Origin of the sequence: Methanobrevibacter sp., assembly GCF_030539875.1 — an archaeon.
In the GTDB taxonomy this organism is placed as follows: Archaea; Methanobacteriota; Methanobacteria; order Methanobacteriales; family Methanobacteriaceae; genus Methanocatella.
Genome location: NZ_JAUNXI010000023.1, coordinates 1 through 13,221 on the forward strand (window position 1 = coordinate 1; position 13,221 = coordinate 13,221).

At 34.6% G+C, this 13,221-nt stretch carries 14 protein-coding genes, 1 tRNA gene and 1 pseudogene; 5 read left to right on the top strand and 11 right to left on the bottom strand.

The features are described 5' to 3' along the window. Positions 1-176: 176 nt before the first annotated feature. A tRNA-Thr gene (locus Q4Q16_RS08260) sits at positions 177-250 on the bottom strand. Positions 251-365: 115 nt separating this feature from the next. On the opposite strand from Q4Q16_RS08260, the gene thiM reads away from it, so the two are divergent. Next, positions 366-1,229: a hydroxyethylthiazole kinase gene (gene thiM, locus Q4Q16_RS08265; RefSeq protein WP_303347253.1), complete on the top strand. Its 864-nt coding sequence runs from the start codon at positions 366-368 to the stop codon at positions 1,227-1,229. Further along, entirely contained in the window at positions 1,226-1,858 is a 633-nt protein-coding gene (gene thiE / locus Q4Q16_RS08270) for a thiamine phosphate synthase (protein ID WP_303347254.1), read from the top strand. The genes thiM and thiE overlap by 4 nt, the downstream gene beginning before the upstream one ends. Positions 1,859-1,864: 6 nt before the next feature. Here the strand turns inward: thiE and Q4Q16_RS08275 are convergent, their stop codons facing one another. Both Q4Q16_RS08275 and tpiA read right to left on the bottom strand, forming a co-directional pair. Continuing rightward, positions 1,865-3,079, bottom strand: coding sequence for a phosphoglycerate kinase (locus Q4Q16_RS08275; RefSeq protein ID WP_303347255.1), 1,215 nt, complete (start codon positions 3,077-3,079; stop codon positions 1,865-1,867). 9 nt (positions 3,080-3,088) lie between these two features. Then, positions 3,089-3,757 carry a triose-phosphate isomerase gene (gene tpiA, locus Q4Q16_RS08280; RefSeq protein ID WP_303347256.1) on the bottom strand — a complete coding sequence of 223 codons (669 nt, stop codon included), beginning with the start codon at positions 3,755-3,757 and terminating at the stop codon, positions 3,089-3,091. Between the two features lie 155 nt (positions 3,758-3,912). Between tpiA and twy1 the strand changes: the two genes are divergently transcribed. Further along, positions 3,913-4,830 carry a 4-demethylwyosine synthase TYW1 gene (gene twy1 / locus Q4Q16_RS08285; protein WP_303347257.1) on the top strand — a complete coding sequence of 306 codons (918 nt, stop codon included), beginning with the start codon at positions 3,913-3,915 and terminating at the stop codon, positions 4,828-4,830. Between the two features lie 43 nt (positions 4,831-4,873). Here the strand turns inward: twy1 and sucC are convergent, their stop codons facing one another. The 5 genes and pseudogenes from sucC to Q4Q16_RS08310 all read right to left on the bottom strand — a co-directional run. Continuing rightward, positions 4,874-5,983 (bottom strand): ADP-forming succinate--CoA ligase subunit beta, encoded by a 1,110-nt coding sequence (gene sucC / locus Q4Q16_RS08290; RefSeq protein WP_303347258.1) that lies wholly within the window; start codon positions 5,981-5,983, stop codon positions 4,874-4,876. Beyond that, positions 5,983-6,540 carry a 2-oxoacid:ferredoxin oxidoreductase subunit gamma gene (locus Q4Q16_RS08295; protein WP_303347259.1) on the bottom strand — a complete coding sequence of 186 codons (558 nt, stop codon included), beginning with the start codon at positions 6,538-6,540 and terminating at the stop codon, positions 5,983-5,985. Before Q4Q16_RS08295 ends, sucC begins: the two co-directional genes overlap by 1 nt. Before the next feature lie 9 nt (positions 6,541-6,549). Then, on the bottom strand, positions 6,550-7,413 hold the full coding sequence (locus Q4Q16_RS08300; RefSeq protein WP_303347260.1) for a 2-oxoacid:ferredoxin oxidoreductase subunit beta: 864 nt from the start codon (positions 7,411-7,413) through the stop codon (positions 6,550-6,552). A gap of 1 nt (position 7,414) precedes the next feature. After that, the gene (locus tag Q4Q16_RS08305; protein ID WP_303347261.1) at positions 7,415-8,533 is read right to left on the bottom strand and encodes a 2-oxoacid:acceptor oxidoreductase subunit alpha; all 1,119 of its coding nucleotides are present in this window, start codon (positions 8,531-8,533) and stop codon (positions 7,415-7,417) included. 84 nt (positions 8,534-8,617) lie between these two features. Next, a pseudogene (locus Q4Q16_RS08310) lies at positions 8,618-8,809 on the bottom strand (ferredoxin family protein); the annotation flags it as partial. 308 nt (positions 8,810-9,117) lie between these two features. Between Q4Q16_RS08310 and Q4Q16_RS08315 the strand changes: the two are divergent. Next, positions 9,118-9,609, top strand: coding sequence for a fumarate hydratase C-terminal domain-containing protein (locus Q4Q16_RS08315; RefSeq protein WP_303347263.1), 492 nt, complete (start codon positions 9,118-9,120; stop codon positions 9,607-9,609). Between the two features lie 9 nt (positions 9,610-9,618). On the opposite strand, the gene Q4Q16_RS08320 is transcribed toward Q4Q16_RS08315, so the two are convergent. After that, a complete protein-coding gene (locus tag Q4Q16_RS08320; protein WP_303347264.1) occupies positions 9,619-10,350 on the bottom strand; it encodes a peptidylprolyl isomerase in 732 nt (243 codons plus the stop codon). Between the two features lie 200 nt (positions 10,351-10,550). On the opposite strand from Q4Q16_RS08320, the gene Q4Q16_RS08325 reads away from it, so the two are divergent. Then, the gene (locus Q4Q16_RS08325) at positions 10,551-11,645 is read left to right on the top strand and encodes a DUF763 domain-containing protein (protein WP_303347265.1); all 1,095 of its coding nucleotides are present in this window, start codon (positions 10,551-10,553) and stop codon (positions 11,643-11,645) included. Here Q4Q16_RS08325 and Q4Q16_RS08330 read toward each other — a convergent pair. Together Q4Q16_RS08330 and cobS are read right to left on the bottom strand one after the other, a co-directional pair. Then, positions 11,642-12,184 (bottom strand): tRNA (cytidine(56)-2'-O)-methyltransferase, encoded by a 543-nt coding sequence (locus tag Q4Q16_RS08330; RefSeq protein ID WP_303347283.1) that lies wholly within the window; start codon positions 12,182-12,184, stop codon positions 11,642-11,644. The two genes, Q4Q16_RS08325 and Q4Q16_RS08330, sit on opposite strands and share 4 nt — an antisense overlap. A 254-nt stretch (positions 12,185-12,438) precedes the next feature. Continuing rightward, positions 12,439-13,221, bottom strand: coding sequence for an adenosylcobinamide-GDP ribazoletransferase (gene cobS, locus Q4Q16_RS08335; RefSeq protein ID WP_303347266.1), 783 nt, complete (start codon positions 13,219-13,221; stop codon positions 12,439-12,441).

Consider the following 13,221-nt stretch of genomic DNA (forward strand, 5'->3'; position numbering starts at 1 on the left):
TGAACCGGAGTCTCAGGCTCCCAAAGCCCAAAGGATCGACCAAGCTACCCTACGGACCCACACACAAAAAAGCATGCAGATAACATACTAATTATAAGTATATATTAACAAGTATATAAATGTTACGATAATTCTTCACAAAAGTGAAAAAAATATTTTTTACAACATAAAATAAAAGCCCCGGACGGGAATTGAACCCGCGACCACGAGATTACAAGTCTCGCGCTCTACCAGACTGAGCCACCGAGGCATATTTTAATATTATATAACAAAATTAGTTTTGTCAAAAGTCATTTAAATACTTTACTATAAATCAACATATATTCGCTAAAATTTAAATAATACAAAATTATAAATTAATAATCATGACAAATAAAACTGAATTAATTAATAATCTCGAAGATAATTTAATAAATATTAAAAATAAAAACACTTTGACACATTGTATTACAAATTCAGTAACTATTAATGACTGTGCAAATGCGATTCTTGCAATAGGCGGATCACCATTTATGGCTGAAGATGCTGAAGAACTTGAAGAAGTTGTAACAATCGCAGACGTTTTAGTAATCAATATTGGAAAATTAAGCAAAAACCAGATTAATGCTATGAAACTTGGTTGTACGACCGCAGATAAAACCAACACGCCAATAGTGCTAGACCCGGTAGGTGTTGGAGTAACCGAACTTAGAAACAAAACAACTATGGATTTAATTGAAAACCACAACATCACAGCAATTAGAGGAAACATGAGCGAAATCAAAGCAATTGCAAAATTGTCAAATGTCTTAGATGAAACCAACCTCGCAAAAGGTGTTGACGCCAATATCGAAGATGTCATTACAGAAGAAAACCTAAAAGAAAATGGAGAACTGATATCAAAGTTGGCTACAAAACTGAATACAGTAATACTTGCTAGCGGACCAATTGACATTTTAAGCGACGGCAAGACAACAATAGCTGTTGATAACGGAGATGAAATGATGCCTTTAATAACCGGCAGCGGCTGTATGCTGTCATCTATTGTTGGAACATGTATCGGCGGCGCAACACCACTGGAAGGAAGTCTTATTGCACTTTTAGCAATGAATATTGCTGGTGAAAGAGCAAGAGCAAAAGTCGATGAAAATGATGAAGGCACAGGTTCATTTAGAGCATATCTAATTGATTATCTCTATAAAACCGATAGTGAAACATTAAAAAACAAATCAAACATTATGATATTATGAAAGATATAGATTTATCCCTTTACCTTGTAACTGATAAAAGCGATGATGTTGACAGATTCTTAAATACAATAGAAGAAGCCATAAAAGGTGGAGTCAGTGTAGTTCAGATTAGAGAAAAAACTGCCGAAACACTGGACTTTTATAATTTGGCTTTAAGAGTAAAGGAAATTACAGCAAAATACAACATCCCCCTAATAATTAATGACAGGGTCGATGTGGCATTAGCTATTGATGCTGAGGGAGTGCATGTAGGTCAAAGTGACATGCCCTGTGACATAACAAGAAAATTAATTGGCAAAGATAAAATTCTGGGAGTTTCAGCAGCAACTATTGGAGAAGCGCAAAAAGCGCAAAAAGACGGTGCAGATTACATCGGAACCGGTGCGTTATTTCCAACTGCAACTAAAGATGATGCTCCATCAATTACCAAGCAGGATTTAAAAGAAATCGCTGAGTCTATTGACATTCCGGTTGTTGCAATTGGAGGGATTACTCTTGACAATGCATCTGAGTTAACAGATACCGGAATTGCAGGATTATCTGTTGTAAGTGCAATAATGAGTGCAGAAAATCCAAAAGAATCCTCACAAAAATTATTAAATATATTTAATAAAAAAATAGAAAAGTAAAAAAAATTATTTTTTACTATTTTTTAAAGCTTCAACAGCTGCTAGTTTTTTACCGGCTAGCATGCTAATACAAGCTCCACCACCACTGCTTACATGACTCATCTGATTATCACAGCCAAGACCTACAGTAGCTGCTGCAATATGTCCCCCTCCAATGATTGAAAAACCATCAGAATTTGCAATTGCATTAATCAAGTCCTCTGTTCCTATTGCAAATTTAGGATCTTCAAAAACACCTGCAGGACCATTTGCAAATATTGTTTTAGCATCCCTAATTTCTTTTGCATATAAATCAATTGTTTTTGCACCAATATCAAAAATAGCCTCATTTGGGATTTGGCTAGCATCAATATCTACACGAACACCATCTATTTCACAAGCAACATCAATAGGATACTTTACTTTATCTCCAAATCTTTCAATTAAATCCCTAGATTTTTCAACCATGTCTTCATATCCTCGGCTGACTATAAAATCTTTATTGACCTGACCTATATCTGCTCCAGATGCCCATAAAACAATATTTCCAACAATACCAGTTGTTAAAATGGCATCAGCAGTTCCATTACTTAATACATTCTCCATAACATCAATAGAATCGTCGGGTTTCATTCCACCCAATAAAAAGACACATGGATGCTGTACATTATCCAATGCATCCTGAATCACAGTCAGTTCTTTTTCCATTACACGGCCTGCAGCAGATGGAGTATTGACAGTAAATCCCACCAGAGAGGCTTGTGACCTGTGCGCTGCTGCAAATGCATCATTAACAAAGTAATCAATTAATGGAGACAAATGTCTTACAAGCAATGTTTTTGATTGCTCTTCAGGAGTTCTTGAAAGAGATTCTTCTGAGAAAAACCTTGCATTTTCAAGTAAAAGAATTTCGTGAGGTTTTAAATCGCGAATAGCCTCTTTTGCAACATTTGCAAAAATGGAATCGATATATTTTACTCTTAAATTCAATATATCTGATAAAGCATCGGCATGTTGGGACAAGGTTGTGAAATCCTTTTTGCCCGGACGGCTTTGATGAGCAAGAAGCACTACTTTAGCCCCCCTTTTAGACAGTTCTTTAATAGTTTGAGCATGTAATTTCAATCTCGTATCATCTAAAATAATGCCGGAACCGGGATCTACCGGCGAATTAATATCAACCCTTACAAGCACAGTCTTATTTTCAATATCAAAATCATCAATCGTATTAAATTCAGCCATTTTCTCACTCTATAATTTACTTACCAAATCAAGCAAAGCGTCTTTTGGATTTTCTGCTTTAATGATACCTGATGCAAGCAGCACCCCATCAGCACCCAAATCCATAGCTGCCTTCATATCATCACCAGTTGTAATGCCCGCACCGCATAAAACTTTAATATCCTTATTAATTGATTTAACTTCATTAACAGTATCTTCAACAACTTCAGGTTGAGCCTGAGATACTGGAATTCCTGTTCCAATAAGTTCCGGAGGTTCAACAGCAACGGCAACAGGTCCTAGAGCCGCAACCGCTTTTGAAGTTTCAATGTTGTTGGTACATACACATGATTCGATTTCATATTCTCTGCATAATTTTATGACTTCATCAATATCTGCCAGTTTCATTCTTTTCTCAGAATGGTTGATCAATGATCCGCTAATTCCCGCATCAATCAAGGTATTGATTAAATTAGAGCCAGTATGGCCTCCCGGAGAAAATGAATCTATATGTTGGGCAAAAACAGGGATGAAAGTTTCCTGATTTATCCTGTAAACGTCTGCAGCCTGAGGAGCGGCAACCATAGTAATTCCAGATTCTTCAGCAGCGCTTTCCAAATCCTTTGCAAGTTCTAAAGCATTTAAACCACTTGATTCTAAATAAGTTTTATAATTCAATATCACAATTGGTGTGTCCATAATAATCCCACGCAAACTATTAATTAATAATATTTGATTACATTATTAAATAAATTTTTGATTATAGTCAATTTTTATAATTTTTTCCGATATCTCTCATTAAGTTGGCTTATAAAAATGTATATATTACCATGACTAAAAATAATACTGATTTTATGTCATTTAATAAAAACCAGATTGAAAAATTAGAAAAAAGCGGGTACCGGTTTGTAGGCAAACACGGCCATGCAGCTGTTAAAACCTGTCATTGGACCCGTCAAAGTATTGTTGATAAAGGAGTTTGTTATAAAGAAAAATTCTATGGAATCAAATCACATAGATGCCTTCAAATGTCTCCTGCAGTTCCAAACTGTCAGCAGGAATGCGAATTCTGCTGGAGAGATCTGACTTATACCCAAACAGAATGGGAAGATAAGGACTATGACAATCCCAAAACCATAATTGATGAAGCTATTGAAGCTCAAAATAATTTATTGTGCGGTTTTTATGGAAATGACAAAGCAAATAAAAAGAAATTAGAAGAAATTAAAAAGCCGAATAATGCCGCAATATCTCTTGCCGGAGAGCCAACCATTTATCCCAAAATTGATGAACTGATTGGTGAGTTTAACCGCAGAGATTTTACAACTTTTGTAGTCAGCAATGGCCAATGCGTTGACAGATTAAGAAATCTGGAAAATGATCCATACCAACTATATCTTTCCTTAGATGCGCCTAACGAGAAAATATTCAATGATGTGTGCAGACCTAGAATAAGTAATGCTTGGAGCAATTTAAATGAATCACTTGAAACATTGGCTAGTTTTAACTCACGGACATGTATAAGGAATACCTGCGTTAAGGGAAGAAATATGGAACAGCCTGAAAAATATGCCGAACTAATTAAAAAGGCAGACCCCGATTATGTAGAAATAAAAGCATACATGTGTGTCGGTTCCTCACGTGACCGCTTAACATTGGAAAATATGCCCTCCTTTGAAGAAGTTAAAAGTTTTGCAAAAAAAATAGGAAATGAATGTGGTAAAGAATTGGTAAATGAATCTGAAATTAGTCGTGTTGTTTTGCTCGAATAGCTTTTTTACTAAATTCAAATACTCTACCTAACTCTTTTTATTATTATTCTTTTAACTGATTACAGAGCTCAACAGCTTTTTTAGCTGCTTTTTCCATTGAAATTTCATATGGAATGCCTGCCTCATCTAAAATTTTATGACCCTCATCTTCATTGGTACCGGTTAGCCTGATTACAATATGAACTTTACGGTCAGCTTGTTTTAAAGAATTAATTACACCGCGTGCAACATCATCTGCTTTAGTAATTCCACCCAAAACATTTAAAAATACAACTTTAACAGGATCATAATTTAAAACAATGTTTAAAGCCTGATTAATAACCTGTTCTGAAGCACCACCACCAATATCCAGAAATGTTGCAGGTTCTCCGCCATTAAGTTTAATCATATCCATGGCAGTTAAAGTTAAACCTGCACCATTACCTATAACGGCAATGTCCCCATCCAATTGAACGAAATCAACAGCCTGTTTTTTATAATGTAACCTCTCAACCAGATCCTGGTGTCTGAATAAAGAATCATCTTCAACAACCAGTTTAGCGTCAGCGGCAATTAATCCATCTGGAGTTGCAATCAAAGGATTTATTTCTGCAGTATCTGCATCGCATTTAGTAAATACGTTATACAATTTCCAGATTATATCACCTAAAGGTGAAATCAAATCAGAGGAAACACCCATCTGACGTGCAATTTCACGTGCTTCATAAGGCAAGAATTCAATTAAAGGATTTGGATAATACTTAATAATTTTTTCAGGGTTTGTTTTTGCTAAATTTTCAATTTCGACCCCACCTTCCTTACTTGCCAGAATAACTGGCCTTCTAGCACCTCTATCTACAGAGACAGTTACGAAAAATTCATTAAGAATTTCAGCTTTTTTCTCAATTAATAAGTGTTTTACCCTTTCGCCTTTAATTTTCATTCCTAAAATTTCATCAGCGACTTTTAATGCTTCACCGGGATGGTCTGCAAACTTAACACCACCGGCTTTACCTCTTCCACCAGTTAAAACTTGCGCTTTAATAACAACAGGAACACCCATTTCTGAAGAAATAGTCATGGCCTCTTCAGGAGAATAAGCAACATGTCCTTCCAAAATAGGAATTCCTTCATCGTGAAAGATTTTTTTTGCAACATTTTCAAAAAATTTCATTATAACACCAATTCCGCAAGAGCATATCCTGCTTCAAAAGCACTGATATTTTTCTCTTCAGTGCCTTTAGGAACACTGGCCTCAACTGCTTTAATAGCAGCCTCTTTGGATATAACTCCCGTAATTTTTGTAATAACTCCAACCATAACAATGTTTGCTACAATTTTTAATCCGATTTCATCAACTGCGGTTTTTGTAGCAGGAGCTTCATAAACTTTAATATTATGTTCGTCAATATAATCCCTAACATCTTCAACATCAGTTGTTCCAGGATCAACGATTAAAGTCCCATTATCCTTTAAATCCACAATATATTTAATTAAAGCCTCATTAGACATTGCAACTAAAATATCCGGACTTTGAACTTTAGGATAATCAACTTTATCATCGCTGATTACAACTTCACATTTAGAAGCTCCTCCACGAGCTTCAGGACCATAAGATTGAGTTTGAACAGCTTCTTTACCATCAAAGAGACTTGCAGATTTACCCAATATAATTCCTGCAAGAATAATTCCCTGACCTCCAAATCCGCAAACTCTAATTTCAGTTCTCATATTATCCACCTATAAATCTGTTGTAAATGCAGAATTAACAAGAGTTTTCTTACCTGATTTTTCTACACTTAATTTTTCAATGTTCTCTGTGAATTCATCTCTTTGAGTATTAGCAAACTCACCAACAACAATTTTACCTTCCAAGTCTTTTGCCCTCATCCTATCTGCAGCAGATTTAAATACAGTATTTGCTTTCATAATAGCTGCCATTGCAGTAGAAGTTCTAAGTTTATTTTTACGCCCATAATAAGTTGGACATTGAGTTGCAACTTCGATAAATGAAAATCCAGGATTTTTTAATCCTGCTTTAATAGAAGTCACCAAGTTTTCAATTTGAACAGTAGTCCATCTTGCAGAATATGATGCGCCGGCAGCTGCAACAAGTTCCGCCAATTTAAATGGAGAATCCTGATTACCGTATGGTGCAGTAGTTCCAAAACTGCCTTTAGGAGATGTAGGACTGATCTGACCTCCAGTCATACCGTAAATATTATTGTTAATGCAGATTACAGTTAAATTAATATTTCTTCTAGCTGCATGAATTAAATGATTACCCCCAATAGAAGCCGCATCACCATCACCAGTAAATACAACAACATCCAAGTCCTTATTGGCTGTTTTTAAACCTGTTGCAAAACTCAATGCCCTTCCATGAGTAGTATGTAATGAATCACAATTAAAATAACCCGGTATCCTTGAAGAACATCCAATTCCGGAAACCATAGCAATATTATCAAAATCCATTTCTGCCTTTTCCATAGCTGCTATGAATGCGTTAATAATTGCACCGTTTCCACAGCCCGGACAGAAAATGTGAGGCAATCTATCTTCTCTTAAATAAGGGAGAAATCTATTTTGTTTTTCCTCAGACATTTTAGTTTCCTCCTATTTTATTAATTTCATCCAATATCTCATCCGGAGTTGGCAATAACCCTCCGATTTTACCTAATAAATGGATATTTTTATCTTTAACTACACGGTCAACTTCATAATACATTTGACCCAAATTCATTTCCACAACAAGAACATCACTTGCGTTTGCAGTTAATTGTTTGATTTGTTCATCTGGAAACGGCCAAGGAGTATCGATTTTAATATAACCCACTTTTTTATCTGTTTTATTAACCGCTTCAACAACAGATCTGACCGGAGCACCATATGAAACAACAACAATGTCTGCATCTTCACAGTTTTCACTTCTTAGAGAACATATTTTATCCCTATTGTTTAAAACTTTATCACAAATCCTTTTAACAAGGTTTTCATGAGTTTCAGGATTGTTAGTGTCGGGATATCCGATTTCATTATGAGTAAGTCCAGTTACATGTATATTGAATCCATCGCCAAATGAAGGCATAGGAGTTGTTCCGTTTTCGATATTTTCAAACGGCAAATAATCATCGGTTTTTTCAGGTCTTGTTCTGGCGACGATTTCGATATCCTCACCAATGATGATTTTTTCCCTCATATGACCAATGACCTCATCAGTCATGACAAAAACAGGAACCCTATATTCTTCAGCCAAATTAAATGCTTTAATTGTAAAATCAAATAATTCCTGAACACTTGAAGGAGATAATGCAATTGGTTCATAATCCCCGTGTGAACCCCAGCGGGCCTGCATCATATCACCTTGAGCAGCCATAGTTGGTTGAGCAGTAGAAGGAGAACCTCTCTGGACGTCTACAATAACAATTGGAGTTTCGCTCATAAATGCATAACCTATATTTTCCTGCATTAATGATATGCCCGGACCGGAAGTTGCAGTCATTGATTTAGCGCCTCCCCAGGAAGCACCGATGATGGCTCCTGCTGAAGCAATCTCATCCTCCATCTGAATAAATGACCCTCCCACTTTAGGCAACTCGCGAGATAAACTTTCTGCAATTTCAGTAGAAGGAGTAATCGGATAACCTGCAAAGAATCTGCAACCTGCAGCTATTGCTCCTTTTGCACATGCTTCATTTCCTTGAATAAAAAGTTCTTCAGCCATATTCTAACACCCACTTTTTCCTTTTGTGAATCTAGGATTAAAGTTCATATTATTGTCATCTTTCATCCACCAATTTTCAGGCAAATCCACTGTAATTGATTGATCAGGACATGCTATTTCACAAGTGCCGCATTTAATACATCTTTCTTCAAACTTAACGAAAGGTAATTGCACTCCCTTTTTATTAACATCAGGAGAAATTGCAAATACGTTTTCGTGACACATAAATAAGCAAAGATGACATCCTTTACATAAATTTTCATCAATAATAATCAATTTAAAAATCTCCAATATAATTTTATCATAAGTAAATCTATAATGATATTATATTTTTGTTGATAGGTCTTTAAATATCTTATGTAAAATCATGATAAATTAAAAAAAATAAGATGTTATTAAAAATTCTTTTTACCTTCAAATATACTCTTGCATTAACCACTTTTATAGTTAAAGTCGTGAATGAAATACTTCAGATTTTGATAAAATAGAGAAATATTTACACTTAAAAAAAATGTTAATGACTGCACAATGGCATAATCCTGACAAATAAAAATTTATTAGAAAAATAATACAAATTAATTAATATGAAACATTTAACTACACCAATTACTGATGAGGATTTATCAAACCTTAATGTAGGAGACAAAATTACCATTTCAGGAACTATATATACAGGCCGTGATGCTGCACTTCCCCAGTTGGTTGAACTAATCAAAGTAAATGAAGTTCCTTTCGATTTAAATGGAAGTGTTATAATGCATACTGCTTTTAGTGATGCAGGGATTGCACCAACAACCAGCAGCAAAGTGGAAATCGAATCCTCAATTCCTTTTTTAAGTGAAAATGGTGTTAAAATCCACATTGGAAAAGGCCTGTTAAGTGATGAAACAATTAAAGAACTTGATAAAAACAATTCTGTTTTTGTAATAACGCCGCCGGTTGCAGCATTACTTACAAGCAAAGTTTTAGAAAAAAAGTGTGTTTTATTTGAAAACGAAGGTATGGAAGCTATGTTTGAATTAAAAGTGGAAAAAATCCCAGGAATCGTAGCGATTAAAAATAAAAAAAGTATTTAAGAAAAAGACTTATTCGTCTTCTTCTTCATCAGCATCTTCTCTTTTTTCAAATTCATCAACGAAATTGACTTTAGTAATTTCATCAATATTATCCCAGATATCCTTAGCTATTCTGAATCTTGCAAAAGTGACATCCATGTAGGATTTTTGATCGAATTTGGACATTTCATCTAATTTAATGTTTGCAACACCGTCAACGATGTCAATTTCAGTCTTATCAATATCCATATTTGGGTTGGAGTAATGCAATTCAATCATGCTTTTGATTTTATCTGCTTCATCATCAATGATTTCAGTTACTTCAACATCATATATTAAATCTTTTCCAGCTAATTCATGGTTGAAATCGACTTTTACTCTTCCACCGTTTACAGTTAAGATTTTACCGTTGCTTCCTTCAGATTGGATTCTCATACCTGGAACAGGATTCATGCCTTGTCTTTTGAATTCTTTCATAGGTACTAATTGAATCATTTTAGGATCTCTTGGTCCGAATGCATTATCGGAATCAACTTCAAGATGTTTGGTGTCTCCTTCTTCTAATCCAATAATTGCTTCTTCGATAGCAGGCAATAAGTGGTTTCCCCCAACAACAATAGGGATTGGTTTATAAGTTTTGTTTTCATCAAAAATTCCAACTTCTTGTGCAATTTCTTCATAAGTAGTATCGAATACTTCATCAGTTTCTTTAATTTTACCAGTGAAATTTACTCTTACAAAATCTCCGTTATCTACAGCCATAGTAAATACGCTCCTTAATAATTTTGATTAAATAATTTGTTAATAAATATAACATTAATAATTTTAGTAACTATTACTTATTAAAGTTTTGTTTATATTTGATTTATAATGTAAAAAATAAATGTTAATTAAAAAATAAAAAATACTTTTCAAATGCTCATTCTAAAATGCCAATATCTATTAATAATATAATATTAACCATGCAGAGAAAAGGAACTGTTAACTTACCTCTTCATGGAGGGCATCCCCCAAGATGGTTATTTACAAGGATGGTTGATTTATCAGGAGCGTTGGCTTCAGTTATCATTGAAGAATATAGCATATCAGAGTTTTTAAATAGAATTTCAAATCCGTACTGGTTTCAGGCATTTTCCTGTGTTTTAGGTTTTGACTGGCACTCTTCAGGAACAACAACCACAACGTTAGGCGCTCTGAAAGCCTCCCTTAAACCAGAAGAGCATGGCATTTATTTAAGTGGAGGCAAAGGTGCAAAATCAAGAAAGACGCCTCAAGGAATTGAACGTGCAGGCGAAATCTTTAATCTTAACAGTAAAATAACAGAAAATCTAGTTAAGACAAGCAGATTATCTGCTAAAATTGACAATTCCTGTATTCAGGACGGATACACATTATACCAGCATAGCTTTTTTATTAGCGAAAAAGGAGAATGGGCCGTTGTCCAGCAGGGATTAAATTTAGACAGCAAATATGCCAGACGTTATCATTGGTTAGGATCTGAAGTGAAGGAATTGTTAAATGACCCCCATAGCGGAATTTCTTGCGATAAACAAACACCCGACACATTAAATATGTCTTCAAAAGATAGCAGAAACGCTCAAAAAATAAGTGTTGATTTAATAAATGACAATCCAAATCATTTAAGACAATATTTTAAAAGAAAAGATAATCAAATGCTTTTAGAAGATTTTGCAATGCCTCAGCACCACCCAGTTCTAGATACTGACATATCCGATGAAGAATTTGAAATTTTAAAAAGGGCTTATGAAATACAGCCTGAAAATTACGAAGAATTAATTTTACTTCAGGGAATGGGTCCTAAAAAAATAAGAGCGTTGGCTTTGATTTCAGATTTGGTTTATGGAGAACCTGCAAGTTGGAAAGACCCCGTGAAATATAGCTTTACACATGGAGGAAAAGACGGTTTTCCATATCCTGTTGACAGGGAAGTTTATGACAACTCCATACAAACAATTATAGACTCACTTGACCAAGCACGTATAAAAAAAGAGGAAAAATTAAAAGCAATTAAAAGATTAGATGATTTTATCAGTTAACGGTTTTCATTATGGACATTGACATTTTTTCCATGAGCTGTTGGAATAACCTCCAATACAGGATTTTCAAATTCCAAATCAAACTCCTTACCATCCATCAACAAATGTTGAAATACGGCTAAGGAAGACACTTCTGAGTGAGGTTGAGTTGTAACTGAAACATTCCAATCAGCAGCCTTGTAAACTTTTCCAGGAACTTTAGAACCTCCAACGATGATTAAAATATCAGAACCGTCTTCTCTGACTTCAGGTGCTATTTCATGAGCTTGCGAACCATACATTGTAAGGTGAACAACTTTTCCGCCATCAGCTTTCCATTTATTAATTACACCCATGTAACTGTCAGTATAGTCTATTTCAAAATTTCCTCCAAATCTTGAAGTGGTGTCTTTAACATTTTCCATCAGCTTTGTATCTTTTTCACCGGCAAGGTAGATTTTGCTTGCTCCAAATGCTCTTGCAGTTAAACAGACATGAGTGGTAATACGAGTATCTCTTTTTAATCTGTGGTCCAATCTTAAAACGTTAATTTCCATAATATCATCTAATTAAATTGTAAAAATAATAATCTAATATTTTAAATTTTAAATATATAATAATTTCCTTGATGTTGATGAAGTTATCACTTAATAGTCTAATGTGAAAAAAATGTAATGATGGGATATAATTGAAAAATGGAGGTAAACCATGACTACTGGCAAGTGATAACTCATCAAAAAGTATTATAAAAGTCCAAATTAATAAATTAAACCTTTATTAAACTAAAATATTGATTTTAGTTTATAAAATTAACTTATATAAAATATAAAGCGACAGCCATAAATAATAATGCAAACAAACGTCCAACTTCATTACTCATTCCAAGCACATCACCATTGGCTAAAACAAAATTGCGCCTTGCTATGCCTGCTATCAGAATACCTCCGAGGCATGCTCCCAAAACACCAACAACACCAACCAGATTGCCAATTAGAAATGCAATACACAATACAAGGATTGTTGAAATTAAAAAATTAGCCAGATTAGTTTCACGAATAAAATAGCTTCCAATTCCAGGAACCAACGGCCTGGACAATAATGCAGTAGTTATTAAAGAAGTTTTAGATGCCATTTCACAAATAATAATTCCCAGTATAAAGTTATAATCCAGGATATTATAAATTCCGCCAACAGTGAGAACTGCAACTAAAAACAATGTTGCAACGCCTCCGGCACCTACTGAGGAATCCTTCATTACGTTAATCTTGCGTTCAGCGTCTCCATGAACCATAACCCCGTCGGCCATGTCCATTACACCATCCAAATGATTATAACCAGTAATCAATATTAAAAACCCGTAAACGATTGCTGCTGTTAAAAATGAATTTAAATGTAAAAATTCTAAAGACACATATCCGCAAATAGCCGCCAAACTACCAACAAACACATGTAAAAATGGCCAGCACCAAGTTAATTTAGTCATATATTCAATTGAAGTGTAAACATTAATCGGCAATATTGTTGAAAATGTTAAAAGCCCCAAAAGAGACCTGACCGGAGAAAATTCTTCATCTTCAAAATAACTATCATCTTCCAT

Coding starts and splice junctions, on each gene's coding strand:
- thiM (WP_303347253.1), top strand. CDS start 366: ATGACAAATAAAACTGAATTAATTAATAATCTCGAAGATAATTTAATA.
- thiE (WP_303347254.1), top strand. CDS start 1,226: ATGAAAGATATAGATTTATCCCTTTACCTTGTAACTGATAAAAGCGAT.
- Q4Q16_RS08275 (WP_303347255.1), bottom strand. CDS start 3,079: ATGGCTGAATTTAATACGATTGATGATTTTGATATTGAAAATAAGACT.
- tpiA (WP_303347256.1), bottom strand. CDS start 3,757: ATGGACACACCAATTGTGATATTGAATTATAAAACTTATTTAGAATCA.
- twy1 (WP_303347257.1), top strand. CDS start 3,913: ATGTCATTTAATAAAAACCAGATTGAAAAATTAGAAAAAAGCGGGTAC.
- sucC (WP_303347258.1), bottom strand. CDS start 5,983: ATGAAATTTTTTGAAAATGTTGCAAAAAAAATCTTTCACGATGAAGGA.
- Q4Q16_RS08295 (WP_303347259.1), bottom strand. CDS start 6,540: ATGAGAACTGAAATTAGAGTTTGCGGATTTGGAGGTCAGGGAATTATT.
- Q4Q16_RS08300 (WP_303347260.1), bottom strand. CDS start 7,413: ATGTCTGAGGAAAAACAAAATAGATTTCTCCCTTATTTAAGAGAAGAT.
- Q4Q16_RS08305 (WP_303347261.1), bottom strand. CDS start 8,533: ATGGCTGAAGAACTTTTTATTCAAGGAAATGAAGCATGTGCAAAAGGA.
- Q4Q16_RS08315 (WP_303347263.1), top strand. CDS start 9,118: ATGAAACATTTAACTACACCAATTACTGATGAGGATTTATCAAACCTT.
- Q4Q16_RS08320 (WP_303347264.1), bottom strand. CDS start 10,350: ATGGCTGTAGATAACGGAGATTTTGTAAGAGTAAATTTCACTGGTAAA.
- Q4Q16_RS08325 (WP_303347265.1), top strand. CDS start 10,551: ATGCAGAGAAAAGGAACTGTTAACTTACCTCTTCATGGAGGGCATCCC.
- cobS (WP_303347266.1), bottom strand. CDS start 13,221: ATGGAAGATGATAGTTATTTTGAAGATGAAGAATTTTCTCCGGTCAGG.